Raw genomic sequence first — 17,843 nt, 5'->3', positions numbered from 1 at the left:
TCCGGATAGGATCGGCGGATGACCGCGGTGGCCGACCACCTCGCCGAGCTGCGTCCCGAGCTGGTCCGGTATTGCTACCGCATGCTCGGGTCGGCGTTCGAGGCCGACGACGCGGCACAGGAGACGATGCTGCGGGCGTGGCGCCGGGCCGGCAGCTTCGAGGGCCGCTCCACGTTGCGGACCTGGATCTATCGGATCGCGACGAACGTCTGCCTCGACCTGTTGCGCGAGCGCGGTCGCCGCGCGGTCCCGATCGATCTCGGACCGGCCTCGCCGGTCGAGGCCTTCTCCCCGGCCGAGCCGGCCGGCCAGCTGTGGCTGACCCCGCTGCCCACCGACCCGGGCGACGTGGTCGCCGACCGGGACACGATCCGGCTGGCCTTCGTCGCCGCGCTGCAGCACCTGCCCGCCCGGCAGCGGGCGGTGCTGATCCTGCGCGACGTGCTCGCCTGGCCGGCCGCCGAGGTCGCGGCGCTGCTCGACGCCAGCACCGGCGCTGTCAACGCGATGCTGCTGCGGGCCCGGGCCACCCTGGCCGCCCGGGCCGCCACCGGGAGCGCGGTGAGCGGTGACGAGCAAGCCCTGGTCGCCCGCTACGCCGACGCCTTCCAGCGGTACGACGTGGACGCTCTCGTCACGCTGCTGCACGACGACGCGGTGCAGACCATGCCGCCGATCGCCGCCTGGATCCGAGGCGCCGGCGAGATCGGCCGGTTCCTGCTCGGCCCGGGCCACGAGTGCCGCGACTCCCGGCTGCTGCCGATCACCGGGAACGCGATGCCCGGCCACGGCCACTACCGCCGGCACGGGGACCGCTGGCGGCCCTGGGCGATCCAGCTGATCGAGGTGCGCGGCGACCGGATCGCCGGGCTGCACACGTTCCTGGACGTTCGCCTCTTCCCGGTTTTCGGCCTGCCGACCGTATGATTCCGGCCGCCGCCGACGTCCAACGGGTATGACGACGACAAACAACCTCCCGCCGATCGTGTCCCGCGACGAGTGGACGGCCGCCCGACGCGCGCTGCTGACCGCCGAGAAGGAAGCGGTCCGGGCGAAGGACGCGCTGAACACCCGGCGCCGTGAGCTGCCGATCGTACGGATCGAGAAGCAGTACACCTTCGACGGGCCGGACGGCCCGCGCACCCTGGCCGAGCTGTTCGGCGGGCGCCGTCAGCTGATCGTGCAGCACTTCATGTTCCACCCGGACTGGGCGGACGGCTGCGGCAGCTGCACGGCGGCGCTCGACGAGGTCAACGACGGGTTGCTGCGGCACCTGGCGGCGCGCGAGACGTCGTACGCCGTGATCGCCCGTGCCCCGCTCGCCAAGCTGCAGGCGTACCGGGCCAAGCGCGGCTGGTCGATCCCGCTGCACTCGTCCTTCGGCTCGGACTTCAACTACGACTTCCACGTCACCATCGACGCGTCGGTGACCCCCGTCGAGTTCAACTACCGCACCGCTGACGAGCTGCGCGCGGCCGGGCAGGACTGGCTGCTCGACCCGGCCGGCATGCCGATGGAGCAGCCCGGGATGAGCTGCTTCCTGCGGGTCGGCGACGAGGTGTTCCACACGTATTCGACGTTCGCCCGCGGCACCGAGCAGACCGGCGGCTCGTACGGGTTCCTGGACATGACGGCGCTCGGCCGGCAGGAGGACTGGGAGGAACCGAAGGGGCGGTCCGGCGCGTCCCGGGGTGCGGTGCCGAACTTCGACTGAGCGTCAGAAGCGACACACCACAAAAGCACGCGGAAACTTGATCGATTCCAGAAAGCGGGTCTAAGGTCTTCGGCATGACGGCCGACTTCGAGGCGCAGCTTCGGGCGGTCTCGTTGCGCGTGACCCGACCGCGTCTGGCGGTGCTCACCGCGCTGCGCGATCACCCGCACGTCGACACCGACGGGGTGATCGCGCTGGTGCGCGCTGATCACCCCACGGTGTCCCACCAGGCGGTTTACGATGTGCTGCGTGCGCTCACCAGCAGTGGGCTGGTGCGCCGCATCCAGCCCGCCGGTGCGACCGCCCGCTACGAACTGCGGGTGAGGGACAACCACCACCACGTCGTGTGCCGCTCCTGCGGCGCGATCGCCGACGTCGACTGCGCGGTCGGCCACGCCCCCTGCCTCACCGCCTCGCACGACCACGGGTTCGTGATCGACGAGGCGGAAGTCGTCTATTGGGGCACCTGCCCCGACTGCGTGACCCGTCCGGAAGGAATCTCATGAGCGACATCCAAGACCCCAAGGCGACCGGTGGTTGTCCGGTGGCACACGACTCGGCGACCGCGCAAGGCAGCGAGAGCGAGAACCCGGCTATCGACTCGCCGACCCCGAAGGCGTCCAAGCGCCCGCACACCAATCGCGACTGGTGGCCGAACCAGCTCGACCTGTCGGTGCTGCACTCCCACTCGTCCAAGGTCAGCCCGCTGGCGCCGGACTTCAGCTACGCCAAGGAGTTCGCGACGCTCGACGTCGAGGCGCTCAAGCGTGACATCACCGAGGTGCTGACCACCTCGCAGGACTGGTGGCCGGCCGACTTCGGGCACTACGGCGGCCTGATGATCCGGATGAGCTGGCACGCCGCCGGCACGTACCGGATCCAGGACGGCCGTGGCGGCGCCGGTGACGGCGGTCAGCGCTTCGCCCCGCTCAACAGCTGGCCGGACAACGCGAACCTGGACAAGGCCCGCCGCCTGCTCTGGCCGGTCAAGCAGAAGTACGGCCAGCGCATCTCCTGGGCCGACCTGCTGGTGCTGGCCGGCAACGTGGCCCTGGAGTCGATGGGCTTCAAGACCTTCGGCTTCGGTTTCGGCCGGGAGGACGTCTGGGAGCCCGAGGAGATCTTCTGGGGACCCGAGGACACCTGGCTGGCCGGGCGTTACGAGTCCGAGAAGACGATGATCGAGGGCGTCGGCGCCACCGAGATGGGCCTGATCTACGTCAACCCGGAGGGCCCAGGCGGTAACGCCGACCCGGCCGCCGCGGCCCACTTCATCCGCGAGACGTTCGCCCGGATGGCGATGAACGACGAGGAGACCGTCGCCCTCATCGCCGGCGGTCACACGTTCGGCAAGACGCACGGCGCCGCCCCGGCCGACGCGCACGTCGGCCCGGAGCCGGAGGGCGCGCCGATCGAGGCGCAGGGCCTGGGCTGGCTGAGCACGCACGGCAGCGGCAAGGCCGGCGACACCATCACCAGCGGCCTCGAGGTCACCTGGACCGACAAGCCGACCCAGTGGAGCAACCGCTTCTTCGAGATCCTCTTCGGGTACGAGTGGGAGCTGACCACCAGCCCGGCCGGCGCGAAGCAGTGGGTCGCCAAGACCACCGACGAAATCATCCCGGACCCGTTCGACCCGGCGAAGAAGCACCGCCCGACGATGCTGACGACCGACCTGTCGCTGCGCGTCGACCCGGCGTACGAGAAGATCTCCCGCCGGTTCCTGGAGCACCCCGACGAGTTCGCCCTGGCCTTCGCCAAGGCCTGGTACAAGCTGCTGCACCGTGACATGGGCCCGGTCTCCCGCTTCCTCGGCCCGTGGGTGCCGGAGGCGCAGCTGTGGCAGGACCCGGTACCCGCGGTCGACCACCCGCTGGTCGGCGACGCCGAGATCGCCGCGCTCAAGGAGAAGGTGCTCTCCTCCGGCCTGACCACCTCGCAGCTGGTCCAGGCCGCGTGGGCGTCGGCCGCCAGCTACCGGTCGACCGACAAGCGCGGTGGCGCCAACGGCGCCCGGATCCGGCTGGAGCCGCAGCGCGGCTGGGAGGTCAACCAGGGCGTCGGCGACGTGATCGCCAAGCTCGAGTCGATCCAGCAGGAGTTCAACGCGTCCGGCACCGCCAAGATCTCGCTCGCCGACCTGATCGTGCTGGCCGGCTCCGCGGCGGTGGAGAAGGCGGCCCGGGACGGCGGCGTCGAGGTGACCGTGCCGTTCCGCCCGGGCCGCACCGACGCGACCCAGGAGCAGACCGACGTCGAGTCGTTCGCGGTCCTCGAGCCGCGCGCCGACGGCTTCCGCAACTACCTGCGGCCGGGCGAGAAGACCCAGCCGGAAGTGCTCCTGGTCGACCGGGCGTACATGCTGAACCTGACCGCGCCGCAGATGACCGTCCTGCTCGGTGGCCTGCGCGTGCTCGGCAACAACGTCGGCGGCAGCGACCTCGGCGTGCTCACCGACAAGCCGGGCGTGCTGACCAACGACTTCTTCACCAACCTGCTCTCCCCGGGCACCCGGTGGCAGGCGTCGGGTCAGCGGGAGCACGTCTACGAGATCCGTGACCTCGCCACCGACCAGGTCAAGTACACCGCCACCGCGGTCGACCTGATCTTCGGTTCCAACTCGCAGCTGCGGGCCCTGGCCGAGGTCTACGCGAGCACCGACGCCCGTGAGAAGTTCGTCAAGGACTTCGTCACGGCGTGGGTCAAGGTCATGGAGCTGGACCGCTTCGACCTCGCCTGATCCGTGTCGTCGACGAGCCCGGCCACCGCGGCCGGGCTCGTCGCCGGTCCACGGTCCCCCGGGGTACGGTTCACGCTCGGCGCCGGGACACCGCCACGGCGGCGAGCACGAGCTGATGTCGCTCTACGACCATGTCACCTGGAACAGTCACCAGTTCCCCGGCCACTGGTCCCGGATCTACCTGGCCCGCGACGCCCCGGCCCCCGCGTCTGGCCGCTGACCGGCTGGCCTCAGCTGCTCAGCACCCACCCGGGCACAGTGTGGTGGATGCGGTTGACGTAGCGCCGGTAGGCGGGCAGCCCCATCCGCGCGAAGAGGAAGCGGACCGGCGCCGGCATCTGGGCGAGGATGCCCGCCCGCTCCGCCGGCGAGGCGTCCTGCAGCATCAGGCCGAGAAAGACGAAGCCCTGACGCATCGGCATGCTGCGCCGGCCCCGGCGGCTCAGCTCGCTCCACTGCGCCACGGTGATGTACTCGGTGACCAGGGGAAGCAGGTTCGCCTCCTCGTCGTCCAGGTGCTCGACCAGCACGGCGTGCAGCGCGGTGAGAGCCTGCGCCAGCTCGTGGCGCACGGCCGGGTCGGCGTCGGCGGCCCAGCGCGGGGCCAGCTGCTCGACCTCGGTCAGCAGCGCGGCGGCCCGGTCGTGCTGACGCTGCATCCGCTCGGTCACCTCGGCGCTGACCTCGGCCGCGCCGGTGAGCCACGGCCAGAGCAGCGCGTCCTCGTCGCTGTGGTGATGGTGCAGCGCGGTGGTCAGGAAACGGCAGTGCTCGGCCAGCTCGCGGGCCCGGGCCCGATCGCCGGCCGCCACGCCGAGGACCAGGGGCGGCAGCAGGCGCAACTCGCGCCGGTACACCCGATGCACGATCACCATCTCGTTGGTGTCCGGACGTTCGCGGCTCTGCGCCACTGCCACTCTCCTCGTGCGTGTCATCGGTCGACCCTCATGTGGGTCATCGGTCGACCTTCGTGCGGGTCATCGGTCGGCGCAGAAGCCTCCCACCCGGCACCGCGCCCGGCCATCCGCCACAGCGATACAAGATCCACCCAGTCGGCCAGTGCGCCGGCCGGCTCCCGCACCGCGCCGGACCGCTCGACGTCCAGGTCCGCCGACCCGCGCGAGGCCCGCTGTCCCCGATTTCCGGTACGCCCACAGCCCGTCCCGTGACTGCCCGCCCGAGCCACGCCCCGGTTCTCGCCCACGCCCCGGCTCCCGCTCTGACCCGGCTCGCACTCAGACCGGCTCGCGCTCCGACCCGGCCGTGCCGCACCTGCGCCGCCGGCCGGGGCGCGCGTCGCGGCCCGGCCGGCGAGCGGGCCTCGCGAGCTCAGCCCGGCACGGCCTCGCGGCCCGGCCGGCGAGCGGGCCTCGCGAGCTCAGCCCGGCACGGCCTCGCGGCCCGGCCGGCGAGCGGGCCTCGCGAGCTCAGCCCGGCACGGCCTCGCGGCCCGGCCCCGGGACCACCGCGCGCTTAGTCACGGGACGGGGCTGCTGCGGTTGTCGGAGCCCCAGGCGTACAAAATGGATTTGTTTCCGATAAACCCCTCGCCAAGGGTGATCAGATCGTCCAAGCGGGTTGTCGCGCCACCAGGCGAGCCGGACCGGGATCGGGGGCGTGGCGGAGCGTGCGGTAGGCGACGCCGGGCCGGGGGTCCTGCTCGGCGAGCGGCTACGTCCGCACGAGTGGCTCGGCATCCTGATCGTGATCACGGTCAACGCCGGGCGCCGCCGATGTCCGGAGGCCGTCCGGTGCGCCGGTCAGCCGGCGCGGCCCTCCGGCGGCGCACCTGAGCCCTGTTACCTTGGCTGCCGGGTGGAGAGCGCTCTCACGCCGAGGGGGACCACTATGGAGAGCATCACGAAGAACCGGCAGTCGCCGGCCAAGCTGCGGGCGATGGTCGAGCGCGCGTACGGCCCGGCCGAGGTGCCCGCCGAGGACGGCGCGATCCACGAGCTGGCGCATGGCTGGTTCAACGTGGCGTACCGGATCCGGCTGCGCTCCGGCCGGGAGGTGGTTCTCAAGATCGCGCCCCCGCCGGCCGTCGAGGTGATGACCTACGAGCGCGGGGCGATGGCGACCGAGCTGGCCGCCCTGGAGCTGATCCGGAGCCGGACCGGCGTGCCGGTGCCGGCGGTGCACTTCGCCGACACCAGCCGTGAGCTGTGCGACGCCGACTACTTCTTCATGGAGTACGTCGACGCCGACAACCTCGGCATGCTGCGCGGCGTGCGGACGCCCGCCGAACGGGCCGCCTTCGACGAGGCACTCGGCGCGCTCAACCGCGAGCTGAACGGCATCCGCGGCGACCACTTCGGCCCGCTCGCCGGCCCCGGCGACCCGACCTGGCGAGCCGCCTTCCTGCGCATGATCGGCGGGGTGCTCGACGACGGCGAGCGCCGCGGCGTGGACCTCGGCCACGACTACGCCGCGGTGCGCCAGGTGATCGCCGACCACGCGGGCAGCCTGGACGAGGTGACCGAGCCCCGGTTCGTCGAATGGGACATGTGGGACAACAACGTGATGGTCCGGGACGGGCGGATCGTCGCGATCATCGATCACGAGCGGGCGTTCTTCGGGGACCCGCTGATCGAGGCCGGGTTCACCGGCAGCGAGGTGCCGGCGTACGGGGACTCCAGCGCGTTCATCAGCGGGTACGGCCGCGGCCCGGCCACCGACGGCGAGCGCGTCCGGCGTCGGCTGTACTGCCTCTACCTCGCGCTGATCATGACGATCGAGACGGCGTACCGGAACTTCCCCGGCACCGGGAACTACGACTGGGCCCGCGAGCGCCTGGCCGAGACAATGGCCCTGTTTGATCGCGCGCCGCGCTGAATCGTTCGTCGTGCCGTCGCCGGGTTCTACGTTGCCGCCAGGAGCGGTGATCAACCGCTGGCGATCAGGTGCGTCGTGGCCACCGTCGTCCCGGAGCGGCCCGCCGGACCCGGTGGGCCGCCCCGGGCTGGATCGGCTGTCGACCGGTGCCGGCCCGCTTCGCGGGGAAGCGGGCCGTCCGGTCCGTCGCGATCAGGTGGGCAGCACAATCGTCAGGGGGCAGGCGGTGTGCCCGATCAATCCGGCCGTCGTCGCGCCCAGCGGATGTGACGCTCCCGGGTCGCCGGTCGCCGCCACCACCATCAGCGCGGCGTCCCGGCTCACCGCGGACAGCGCGTGCGCGGGATGCCGGTCGTGGCAGATCTCCCGCTCGGCGCCCGCCGCCGTGGTAGCGTCCAGGTCGTCGTAGAGGGCGGCGTCCAGCAGCAGGTCGGGATATCTCCGGTGGCCGTCCCAGACGTGCACCACGCGCAGCGGCAGGCCCAGGTCGCGGGCCCGCTCGGCGGCGTACTCCAGCACGGTGTGCCGGGCGTCGTCGTCGGCGATGGCCGCCGCGACGACGTGACCGGGGCGATCCGCCGTACCGATGATGTCGACCGCGCCATGGAAGGCGTCTGTCCGCATCGCCCGTCTCGCCCCTGGCGGCAGCCGGAGGCTGACCGCCGCGGCAAGACAATCGAGCTGGTTACCGGAGATCGTGCTACGCACAGTGATCACCCCACGGTTTCTCGACCGATGGGAAGCGGTACGAATCCGCCCCATTGCCATCTTCCGCCGACCACAGCCCGGCTTGTAGGGGCCGAAAGGCCCGTTCGTGGCGACGTCGCCCGGCCCGGCCGAGCCGCTTCCGGCCGGCCCGGGCGGTCCGGGCCCGCTTCCGACCAGGTGTGATCCTGGAAGGGTGAGCGTCGAGGAGATCACCACGGAGACGGTGCGGCCGGTGGCCCGGGCCGTGCTCGGGCAGCGCTGGACCGACCTGGCCTTCCTGCACTGGCCGGTGGACCCGGAGCGGGTCGCGCCGCTGCTGCCGCCGGGCACGGTGCCGGACGTGCTCGACGGCGTGACCTATGCCGGGCTGATCGGGTTCCGGATGGAGCGGATCGGGTTCCTGGGCGGACCCGCCGTTCCGTATCTGGGCACGTTCTGCGAGACGAACGTCCGGCTCTACAGCGTCGACGCCGAGGGCCGGCGGGCGGTGGTGTTCCGGTCGCTGGAGGCGGAACGGCTGGTCCCGGTGCTGGTCGCGCGGGCGGGTCTGCGCCTGCCGTACATGTGGGCCCGGATGCGACTGACCCGCCGGGGTGACGAACTCGCCTACGTCTCCCGGCGTCGCTGGCCCGGCCCGCGCGGCGCGGCCACCCGGATCCGGATCCGGGTCGGTGAGCCGATCGCCGAGCCGACGCCGCTGGAGCATTTCCTGACGGCGCGGTGGGGTCTGCACACCCGCGCCTGGGGCCGGACCCGGCACCTGGCCAACGACCACCCGCGCTGGCCGTTGCACCGGGCCGAGCTGCTCGACCTCGACGACTCCCTGCTGGCGGCCGCCTGCCTGCCGGGCATCGACACGCCGCCGGTAAGCGTCCTCTACTCGCCGGGTGTCCCGGTGGTCTTCGGCCCGTTCGCCCCTCGATGACGGCGTGACCGCGGTACGGAGCGCCGGCCCTCGATGGGGAGCGATGATGGTCGCCATGGGCCGATCACGCACCAACCCCGCGCCGACCGCGCCGGTCACCGCCCGTGGGCGCCGGACGCGGGACGCGCTGCTGGCGGCCGGCCGGCGGCTGCTGGAGACCCGGGGCTGGCCGGCTTTCACGCCGGAGCAGGTGGCGCAGGCTGCCGGGGTCTCCTACGGGACGTTCTACACCTACTTCGAGTCCAAGGACGATCTGCTGCGCCTGATCGTCCGGACGGTCGCCGAGGAGATGTTCACCGAGAGCCTGGTGGGTCCGGCGACCGCCGACGATCCGTACACCCGGATCGTCGAGTCGAACCGGGGCTACCTGCGGGCCTGGCGCACCGCCTCCCGGGTGTTGCGCCTGGTCGAGCAGGGTGCCGACTCCGACGACACGCTGCGGCGGCTGCTCCTGGAGGTCCGCGAGCTCTACGTGCGGCGGGGCGCCGAGGGCCTGCGCCGCCTGCAGGAGGCGGGCCTGGCCGACCCGGAGCTCGACCCCCGGCTGACCGCGATCGTGCTGGGCGCCATGGTCGAGCAGATGGCGCACGTCATCTACTCGCTGCGCGAGCCGCTCGACGAGGACGAGGTGGTCAACCACATGTCGAAGCTGTGGGCCGCGGCGATCGGCCTGCGCGGCCGTCCTTGACAATTTTGTCAGATTGCCTAACGTGGCCCCCATCACATGTGCCGCCGGCGAGGGCATCGAGCCGGCGGCCGGGCGAGTGGGGAGAGCGGCGTGCGAACGATCCGCGTCGGCAACTGCTCCGGTTTCTACGGCGACCGGCTCTCGGCCATGCGCGAGATGCTCGACGGCGGCCCGCTCGACTATCTGACCGGTGACTACCTGGCCGAGCTGACCATGCTCATCCTGGGCCGGGATCGCCAGAAGGACCCGGATCTGGGCTACGCCAAGACGTTCCGGCACCAGGTCGCCGACTGCCTCGACACGATCAGGTCGAGCGATGTCCGGATCGTCAGCAACGCCGGTGGGCTCAACCCGGCCGCCCTGGCCCGGGCGATCCGCGCCCTCGCCCCCGACCTCACCGTCGCCCACGTCGAGGGCGACCAGCTCGCCTGGCCGGGGGCGATCACGGCCAACGCGTACCTCGGCGCCTTCGGCATCGCCGAAGCCCTCCGCGCCGGCGCCGACATCGTCGTCACCGGCCGGGTCACCGACGCCTCGCTCACCCTCGGACCGGCCCTCGCCGAGTTCGGCTGGACCCGCGACGACCTCGACGAACTCGCCGCCGGGGTGGTCGCCGGCCACGTACTGGAGTGCGGCACGCAGGCCACCGGCGGCAACTTCAGCGGCTTCACCCGGCTCGACCTGAGCCGCCCACTGGGCTTCCCGATCGCCGAGATCGACGCGGACGGCACGGTCCGGATCACCAAGCACCCCGCCCACGGTGGCGCCGTCACCGTCGACACGGTCACCGCCCAGCTCGTCTACGAGATCGACTCGCCGGGCTATCTCCACCCCGACGTCACCGCCCGCCTCGACACCGTCCACCTGGTCCAGGACGCTCCGGACCAGGTCAAGATCTTCGGCGTACGCGGTGCGGCCCCGCCCAGCACCACCAAGGTGGGGATCAACCGGCTGGGCGGGTACCGCAACTCCGTCTCGTTCGTCCTCACCGGACTCGACATCGAGCAGAAGGCGGCCTGGGTCCGGCGGCAGCTCGCAGCGGCCCTGACCACCCGGCCCGCCGAGCTGACCTGGGACCTGGCCCGCACCGACCGTCCCGACCCGGCCACCCAGGCCGAGGCGTCCGCGATCCTGCGCTGTCACGTCAAGGACCCGGACCCGGAGGTCGTCGGCCGCGCGTTCAGCAACGCCGCCGTCGAACTGGCCCTCGCCTCCTACCCGGGCTTCCACGTGACCGCCCCGCCCAGCGCCGCCACCCCGTTCGGCGTCTTCGAGGCCGCCTACCTCCCGCAGTCCGAGGTGCCGCACGTCGCCGTCCTCCCCGACGGCACCCGCCTCGACATCACCCCACCTTCGGCGGCTGGTCCCGACGGTGGTGTCCCGCCCCGGGACACCACCGTGGCGTCCAGCTCGGGTTCGGCGGCTGGTCCTGATGGTGGTGTCCCGCCCCGGGACACCACCGTGAGGGCCAGCTCGGGTTCGGCGGCTGGTGCTGGTGGTGGTGTCCCGCCCGGGGATGCCACCGTGGCGTCCAGCTCGGGTTCGGCGGCTGGTGCTGGTGGTGGTGTCCCGTCTCCGGATACCACCGTGCGGGCCAGCCGAGGGACTACGGCGGTGCCGCTGGGCCGGCTCGTGTACGCGCGTTCGGGCGACAAGGGCGGGACGGCGAACGTCGGAGTCTGGGTGCCGGCCGAGCACCCGCACCGGCGGGACGCCTATGAATGGCTGGCCGGGTGGCTGGACGCCGACCGGGTGCGGGCGCTGCTCCCGGAGGCGGCCGGGCTCGACCTGACAGTGCATCGACTGCCCCGGCTGGCCGCGCTGAACATCGTCATCGAGGGGCTGCTCGGTGACGGGGTGGCCGCGTCCACCCGATTCGACCCCCAGGCCAAGGCGGTCGGCGAATGGCTGCGCGCCCGGACCGCCGACATACCCACGGAACTGCTCGGATGACGTACCGAAAGAATGCGGGGAATGCCGGAGTGAGCCTGCCGCTGACGTACCGAAAAGACGCCGGGATGCGGAAATGAGCCTGCCCCCGGCGTACCAGAAGAATCGGGAAGCGATGCTGGAGCGGGTCGCGGACCTGGACCGGCAGCATGCCCAGGCCCTGGCCGGAGGCGGGCCGAAGGCCGTCGACCGCCACCATGGGCGCGGGAAGATGACGGCGCGCGAGCGGATCGAATTGCTGATCGATCCGGACTCGGCGTTCCTGGAGTTGAGCCCCCTGGCCGGCTGGGGCACCGATTTCGCGGTCGGCGGTTCGGTGGTGACCGGGCTCGGCGTAGTCGAGGGCGTCGAATGCATGATCGTCGCGAACGATCCGACGGTGCGCGGCGGGTCCAGCAATCCGGTCACGCTGAAGAAGAGCTTCCGGGCCGCGCAGATCGCCGCGGAGAACCGGCTGCCGACGATCAACCTGGTGGAGTCCGGTGGCGCCGATCTGCCCACCCAGAAGGACATCTTCATTCCGGGCGGTAGGCATTTCCGGGGATTGACCGAGGCGAGCGCCGATCGACGCCCGACGATCGCCCTGGTGTTCGGGAACTCGACGGCCGGCGGCGCCTACGTGCCCGGGATGAGCGACTACGTGGTGATGGTGGCCGGCGGGGCGAAGGTGTTCCTCGGCGGGCCGCCGCTGGTCAAGATGGCGACCGGCGAGGAGTCGGACGACGAGTCGCTGGGCGGCGCGGAGATGCACGCGCGGATCTCCGGGCTGGCCGACTACCTCGCTGTTGACGAGCACGACGCGATCCGGATCGGACGTCAGATCGTGCGCCGGCTGAACTGGCGCAAGCTCGGCCCGGCGCCGTCCACCGATTACCCGGAGCCGGTCCTGGACGTCGAGGAACTGCTCGGCATCGTGCCGGCCGATCTCAAGATCCCGTTCGACCCGCGCGACGTGATCGCGAGGATCGTCGACGGAAGCGAGTTCGACGAGTTCAAGCCGCTGTACGGGACGAGCCTGGTGACCGGCTGGGCGCGGCTGCACGGCTACCCGATCGGGATCCTGGCGAACGCGCAGGGCGTGCTGTTCAGCGAGGAGGCGCAGAAGGCCGGCCAGTTCATCCAGCTGGCCAACCAGAGCGACACACCGCTGCTGTTCCTGCACAACACGACCGGCTACATGGTCGGCAAGGACTACGAGCAGGGCGGGATCATCAAGCACGGCGCCCAGATGATCAATGCGGTGTCGAACTCGGCGGTGCCGCACCTGTCGATAGTGATGGGCGCGTCGTACGGCGCCGGGAACTACGGGATGAGCGGGCGTGCCTACGATCCGCGGTTCATGTTCAGCTGGGCCGGGGCGAAATCGGCGGTGATGGGGCCGGCCCAGCTCGCCGGGGTGGTGTCCATCGTGTCCCGGCAGGCGGCCGCGGCGAGCGGGCGGCCGTTCGACGAGGAGGCGGACGCGCGGACCCGGGCGGCGATCGAGGCGCAGATCGAGCGGGAGTCGCTGGCGTACGTCACGTCCGGGATGCTCTACGACGACGGGGTGATCGATCCCCGGGACACCCGGACGGTGCTCGGCATCTGCCTGTCCGTCATCCACAACGCGCCCGTGCGGGGTGCTCAGGGGTATGGGGTGTTCCGGCTGTGATCCGTAAGTTGCTGGTTGCCAACCGCGGGGAGATCGCCCTGCGGATCTTCCGGACCTGCCGGTCGCTCGGCATCGAGACCGTCGGTGTGTACGCCGAGCTCGCCGACCTGCATGTCGGGCAAGCCGACGTCGCCGTCGAGATCGAGTCCTTCCTGCACGGAGCCCAGATCATCGAGGCGGCGCGCCGGGCCGGTGCCGACGCCGTCCACCCCGGCTACGGCTTCCTCTCCGAGAACGCCGCCTTCGCCCGCGACGTGCTGGCCGCCGGGCTGATCTGGATCGGTCCCGACCCGGACGCGATCGAGGCGATGGGCGACAAGATCCGTGCCAAGAAGCTGGTCGCCGCGGCCGGTGTCCCGGTCCTCGAAGGGGGCGCCTACCCGCTGTTGATCAAGGCGGCGGCCGGTGGCGGAGGGCGTGGCATGCGGGTGGTCACCGAGGCGGGGGCACTGGAGGCCGCGCTGGCGGCGGCCGAGGCCGAGGCCCGTTCGGCGTTCGGCGACGGGACCGTGTTCACCGAGCCGTACCTGCCGCAGGCCCGGCACGTCGAGGTGCAGGTGCTCGGCGACCAGCACGGCCGCATCTGGGTGGTCGGCGATCGGGACTGCTCGGTCCAGCGCCGGCACCAGAAGATCATCGAGGAGGCGCCGGCGTTCGGGCTGTCCGACCAGACCCGGGCGGCGCTGCACCGGCACGCGCGCAACGCCGCCGAGGCGGTGGACTACCAGGGTGCCGGCACCGTCGAGTTCCTCGTCGACGGCGATCGGATCTTCTTCCTGGAGATGAACACCCGCCTCCAGGTGGAGCACCCGGTCACCGAGGCGGTGACCGGTCTCGATCTGGTCGCCTGGCAGCTGGCCATCGCCGAGGGCCGGGAACTGGGCGACGCGCCGCCGCCTCCGACCGGCCACGCCATCGAGGCTCGCCTCTACGCGGAGGACCCGGCGAGTGACTTCGCCCCGCAGACCGGCCGGATCCGCGCCTTCGACTTCGACACCCCCGGCGTACGGGTGGATGCCGGCGTGGCGGCCGGAAGCGAGGTCGGCATCCGGTACGACGCGATGCTCGCCAAGATCGTGGCGTATGGGCCCGACCGGGGGTCGGCGATCCGGCTGCTCGGCGACGCCCTGCGGCGCGGAGTGATCCACGGACTCACCACGAACCTGGATCTGCTGCGCGCGATAGTGCGGGACGACGATTTCGTGGCCGGTCGGGTGGACACCGCGCTGCTGGACCGCCGGCTCGCCGACTGGATCGACGGCGGTGAGGACCACGCGGTCCGGAAAGCGGCTCTCGCGGCGGCGGTGGGATCGGCGGTCCGGACCGCGGTGTCCGGGAACGTCCAGGCGCGGATCCCGGCGGCCTGGCGCAACGTGCCCAGCCAGCAGCGGGTGCGGACCTATCGGCGCGGGCCTGTCGAGTACGCGGTCGGCTACCGGTCGCGGGGTGGCCGGCTGGAGTCGTCCTGGCTGCCCGGGGTGAGCGTGCTCGCCGCCGACGGGGACCGGGTGGTCCTGGACGATCACGGGGTCCGGGAGAGCTACCGGGTGAGCGTGGTCGACGGCGGGGTGGACGTGGACGGGCCGGGCGGGTCGTTCGACCTGCGAGACGTACCGCTCTTCACCGATCCGGCGGGGAAACTGGCCGCCGGATCGCTCCTGGCCGCCATGCCGGGGCTGGTGGTGGCGGTGCACGTGGAACCCGGTCAGGCGGTGGCGGCAGGGGATCCGGTCGTGGTCCTGGAGGCCATGAAGATGCAGCAGACGCTGACCGCTCCGGGGGATGGGCTGGTGGCCTCGCTGAGCGCGGTCGTCGGGCGGCAGGTCGCCGCCGGTGACGTCCTCGCCGTGATCGACGCCACCGGCGAGCCGTCCTCCCCGGTCGCCGATTCGCCCCCGTCCCGGGCTGACGATGCCTCCCCGCCGTCCGTCGATCCCTCGTCGTCCAGGAGTTGAGATGACCGCTTTTGTCGAGTCCGCGGAGCGTCGGGAGCTGCGCGAGGCCGTCGCCCGGCTGGGCCAGAAATACGGCGAGTCCTATTTCTACGCGGCTGCCCGGGAGGGCCGGAAGACCACCGAGCTGTGGCAGGAGGCGGCGGCCCTCGGCTACCTCGGGGTGTCCATTCCGGAACAGTACGGCGGTGGCGGCGGGGAGATCGGCGACCTGGCCGCGGTCCTGGAGGAACTGGCCACCGCGGGCTGTCCGCTGCTGCTCATGGTGGTCTCGCCGGCCATCGTCGGCACGGTGATCGCCCAGTTCGGCACCGAGGCGCAGCAGCGGCGCTGGCTGCCCGGCATCGCCGACGGCTCGGCCACCTACGTCTTCGGCATCACCGAACCGGACGCCGGATCGAACACCCACCAGATCGCCACCCGGGCCCGCCGGGACGGCGACGACTGGATCCTCACCGGCGGGAAGACCTACATCAGTGGGGTCGACGAGGCGTCCTACGTCCTGGTGGTGGCCCGGGTCGGCAAGCGCCCCTCGCTGTTCATGGTGCCGGTCGACGCCCCCGGCTTCAGCTACCAGAAGATCGACATGGGGCTGGTCGCCCCGGAGGACCAGTTCACCCTCTTCCTCGACGAGGTCCGGCTGCCCGCGGACGCGCTGATCGGCAGCGAGGAGGCCGGTTTCGATCAGCTCTTCGCCGGCCTCAACCCGGAACGCATCATGGCCGCGTCGTCGGCGACGGGCATGGCTCGCTGGGCCCTGCGCAAGGCCGTCGGCTATGCGGGCGAACGCCAGGTTTGGGGCGTCCCGATCGGCGCCCACCAGGCGATCAGCCACCCGCTCGCCAAGCTGCACGTGGAGATCGAGGCCGCCCGCCTGCTCACCCAGAAGGCCGCCGCCCTGCACGCCGCCGGCGACCTGAAGGCCGCGGGCGAGGCCGCCAACATGGCGAAGTACGCGGCCGGCGAGGCGGTCTGCGCCGCCGTCGACCAGGCCATCCAGACCCACGGCGGCAACGGCCTCGCCAACGAGTACGGCCTGGTCCAGGCTCTCGCGACGTCCCGCCTGACCCGGCTCGCCCCGGTTAGCCGGGAGATGGCCCTCAACTTCGTCGCCCAGTTCTCTCTCGGCCTGCCCCGCTCCTACTGACCCCACCTCAGGCGGACCATCCCGCCCGGCGCCGCCCGTGCAGCCGGGTGCGGCTCTGGTCGGTCGCTCGAGGTCCGTGGTTGGTTCCGGTCTGTCTGCCAGGCCACAGGGCTGCTGGTCACGGTCTCGGCCGCCAGTCGCGGTCCGCCGCCATCCTGGCCAGATCCAGTGCCCGATGCCTTACGGTCCGCAGCCCGCTGCCGATCGATGTCCGACATTCCCGGTACGCCCCACGCCCGCCAACGCCACCCGCCCGGCGCCGCACCGCCCGGCTCGTCCTGACGGTCCTATCCGCACCCGGGATACCACCGTGGGTGCCAGCCGGGGGTTTGCGGCTGGTCGTGGTGGTGGTGTCGGGGCCCGGGATAGCACCGTGGGTGCCAGCCGGGGGTTCGCGGCTGGTTGTGGTGGTGGTGTCGGGGTGCGGGAAGGGGCCGTGCGGGCCAGCCGGGTTTGGCTATTGCTGGTCAGGGCCGTGGCAGGGGTCAAGCGGGGGTGCTGCGGTGGGTCGGGCCGTGGGACTCGTCGCAGTGGGGTTCGGGGTGGGGGGAGGCGTCGGCGGCGTGGTCTACCTGGAGGGTGGTGTGGCGGATCTGGTGGCCGTCGCGGAGGAGGTATTCCAGGGTGTGGCGGATGTGGTGGCAGTCGGCGTGGTCGGCTACCAGGACGTGGGCGGACAGGGCGGTCTGACCGGAAGTGATCTGCCACAGGTGCAGGTCGTGGATCTCGGTGACGGCCGGGACGGCGGCGAGTTCGGCGCCGATGGCGTCCACGTCGACGCCGGGCGGGGCGGCCTCCAGCAGGACCCGGCCGGAATCGCGGAGCAGGCGGACGCCGGCTACGGCCATCAGGGCCACGACGATGAGCGAGGCGATCGCGTCGGCGCGGGTGAAGCCGGTCAGCACCATGATCACGCCGGCGATCAGGGTGGCGATGAAGGCGAACAGGTCGTTGAGGATGTGCTGGAAGGCGCCCTCGACGTTGAGGCTGGTGCGGTTGGCGCGGGACAGGCACCAGGCGGCTGCGATGTTGACCACCACGCCGACCGCGGCGGTGGCCAGGACCAGGCCGCCGGCCACCTCGGGCGGGTCGATCAGGCGGTGCACGGCCTCGTAGGCCAGCCAGCCGCCGAGTAGCAGCAGGGAAAGGCCGTTGGCCTGGGCGGAAAGGATTTCGGCGCGCTTCAGGCCGTAGGTGAAACCGCCGCGCGGCGGGCGGGCCGCCAGCCGCATCGCGATCAGGGCCAGGACGATCGCCGCGGCGTCGGTGAGCATGTGCGCGGCGTCGGAGAGCAGCGCCAGGGAACCGGCGATCAGGCCCACGACCACCTCGCCGGCCATGAAGACGGTGATCAGGCCGAGCGCGCCGACCAGCCAGCGGCGGTCGGCGTCGGCGCGAACCCCGTGACCGTGCCCGCCGTGTCCATGACCATGCCCGCCGTGCTCGTGCCCGTGCCCGTGCCCGTGCCCGTGCTGACCGTGGCCGTGTCCATCGTGCCCGTGCTGGCCGCCCATCAGCCCTGTTCCCCTCCGT

At 71.9% G+C, this 17,843-nt stretch carries 14 protein-coding genes; 11 read left to right on the top strand and 3 right to left on the bottom strand.

Features of this window, described 5'->3' with window-relative positions:
• Positions 1 to 18 precede the first annotated feature (18 nt).
• From Actob_RS25680 to katG, 4 genes are all read left to right on the top strand, one after another.
• Entirely contained in the window at positions 19 to 927 is a 909-nt protein-coding gene (locus tag Actob_RS25680; RefSeq protein WP_284914376.1) for an RNA polymerase subunit sigma-70, read from the top strand.
• Between the two features lie 28 nt (positions 928 to 955).
• The gene (locus tag Actob_RS25675) at positions 956 to 1,714 is read left to right on the top strand and encodes a DUF899 domain-containing protein (protein WP_284914375.1); all 759 of its coding nucleotides are present in this window, start codon (positions 956 to 958) and stop codon (positions 1,712 to 1,714) included.
• A 74-nt stretch (positions 1,715 to 1,788) separates the two neighbouring features.
• Positions 1,789 to 2,220 carry a Fur family transcriptional regulator gene (locus Actob_RS25670; protein WP_284914374.1) on the top strand — a complete coding sequence of 144 codons (432 nt, stop codon included), beginning with the start codon at positions 1,789 to 1,791 and terminating at the stop codon, positions 2,218 to 2,220.
• Positions 2,217 to 4,454 carry a catalase/peroxidase HPI gene (gene katG, locus Actob_RS25665; protein ID WP_284914373.1) on the top strand — a complete coding sequence of 746 codons (2,238 nt, stop codon included), beginning with the start codon at positions 2,217 to 2,219 and terminating at the stop codon, positions 4,452 to 4,454. The genes Actob_RS25670 and katG overlap by 4 nt, the downstream gene beginning before the upstream one ends.
• 230 nt (positions 4,455 to 4,684) lie before the next feature.
• Here the strand turns inward: katG and Actob_RS25660 are convergent, their stop codons facing one another.
• Entirely contained in the window at positions 4,685 to 5,365 is a 681-nt protein-coding gene (locus Actob_RS25660) for a hemerythrin domain-containing protein (protein ID WP_284914372.1), read from the bottom strand.
• A 937-nt stretch (positions 5,366 to 6,302) separates the two neighbouring features.
• Between Actob_RS25660 and Actob_RS25655 the strand changes: the two genes are divergently transcribed.
• A complete protein-coding gene (locus tag Actob_RS25655; RefSeq protein ID WP_284914371.1) occupies positions 6,303 to 7,289 on the top strand; it encodes a phosphotransferase family protein in 987 nt (328 codons plus the stop codon).
• 192 nt (positions 7,290 to 7,481) lie between these two features.
• Here Actob_RS25655 and Actob_RS25650 read toward each other — a convergent pair whose 3' ends face one another.
• The gene (locus tag Actob_RS25650) at positions 7,482 to 7,913 is read right to left on the bottom strand and encodes a universal stress protein (protein WP_284914370.1); all 432 of its coding nucleotides are present in this window, start codon (positions 7,911 to 7,913) and stop codon (positions 7,482 to 7,484) included.
• A 277-nt stretch (positions 7,914 to 8,190) separates the two neighbouring features.
• On the opposite strand from Actob_RS25650, the gene Actob_RS25645 reads away from it, so the two are divergent.
• The 6 genes from Actob_RS25645 (at position 8,191) to Actob_RS25620 (ending at position 16,310) form a co-directional block, all read left to right on the top strand.
• Positions 8,191 to 8,922, top strand: a complete 732-nt coding sequence (locus Actob_RS25645; protein WP_284914369.1) for a YqjF family protein — start codon at positions 8,191 to 8,193, stop codon at positions 8,920 to 8,922.
• 55 nt (positions 8,923 to 8,977) lie between these two features.
• Positions 8,978 to 9,610, top strand: a complete 633-nt coding sequence (locus Actob_RS25640) for a TetR/AcrR family transcriptional regulator (RefSeq protein WP_284914368.1) — start codon at positions 8,978 to 8,980, stop codon at positions 9,608 to 9,610.
• 147 nt (positions 9,611 to 9,757) lie between these two features.
• Positions 9,758 to 11,563, top strand: a complete 1,806-nt coding sequence (locus tag Actob_RS25635; RefSeq protein WP_284922385.1) for an acyclic terpene utilization AtuA family protein — start codon at positions 9,758 to 9,760, stop codon at positions 11,561 to 11,563.
• Between the two features lie 73 nt (positions 11,564 to 11,636).
• Positions 11,637 to 13,211 carry an acyl-CoA carboxylase subunit beta gene (locus tag Actob_RS25630; RefSeq protein ID WP_284914367.1) on the top strand — a complete coding sequence of 525 codons (1,575 nt, stop codon included), beginning with the start codon at positions 11,637 to 11,639 and terminating at the stop codon, positions 13,209 to 13,211.
• A complete protein-coding gene (locus tag Actob_RS25625) occupies positions 13,208 to 15,166 on the top strand; it encodes an acetyl/propionyl/methylcrotonyl-CoA carboxylase subunit alpha (protein ID WP_284914366.1) in 1,959 nt (652 codons plus the stop codon). The genes Actob_RS25630 and Actob_RS25625 overlap by 4 nt, the downstream gene beginning before the upstream one ends.
• Position 15,167: 1 nt before the next feature.
• Entirely contained in the window at positions 15,168 to 16,310 is a 1,143-nt protein-coding gene (locus tag Actob_RS25620) for an acyl-CoA dehydrogenase family protein (protein ID WP_284914365.1), read from the top strand.
• Between the two features lie 485 nt (positions 16,311 to 16,795).
• On the opposite strand, the gene Actob_RS25615 is transcribed toward Actob_RS25620, so the two are convergent.
• Entirely contained in the window at positions 16,796 to 17,824 is a 1,029-nt protein-coding gene (locus tag Actob_RS25615; RefSeq protein WP_284914364.1) for a cation diffusion facilitator family transporter, read from the bottom strand.
• Positions 17,825 to 17,843: the final 19 nt, after the last annotated feature.

Source organism: Actinoplanes oblitus (genome assembly GCF_030252345.1).
Lineage (GTDB): Bacteria > Actinomycetota > Actinomycetes > Mycobacteriales > Micromonosporaceae > Actinoplanes > Actinoplanes oblitus.
This window is presented reverse-complemented; position numbering and strand designations above follow the sequence as displayed.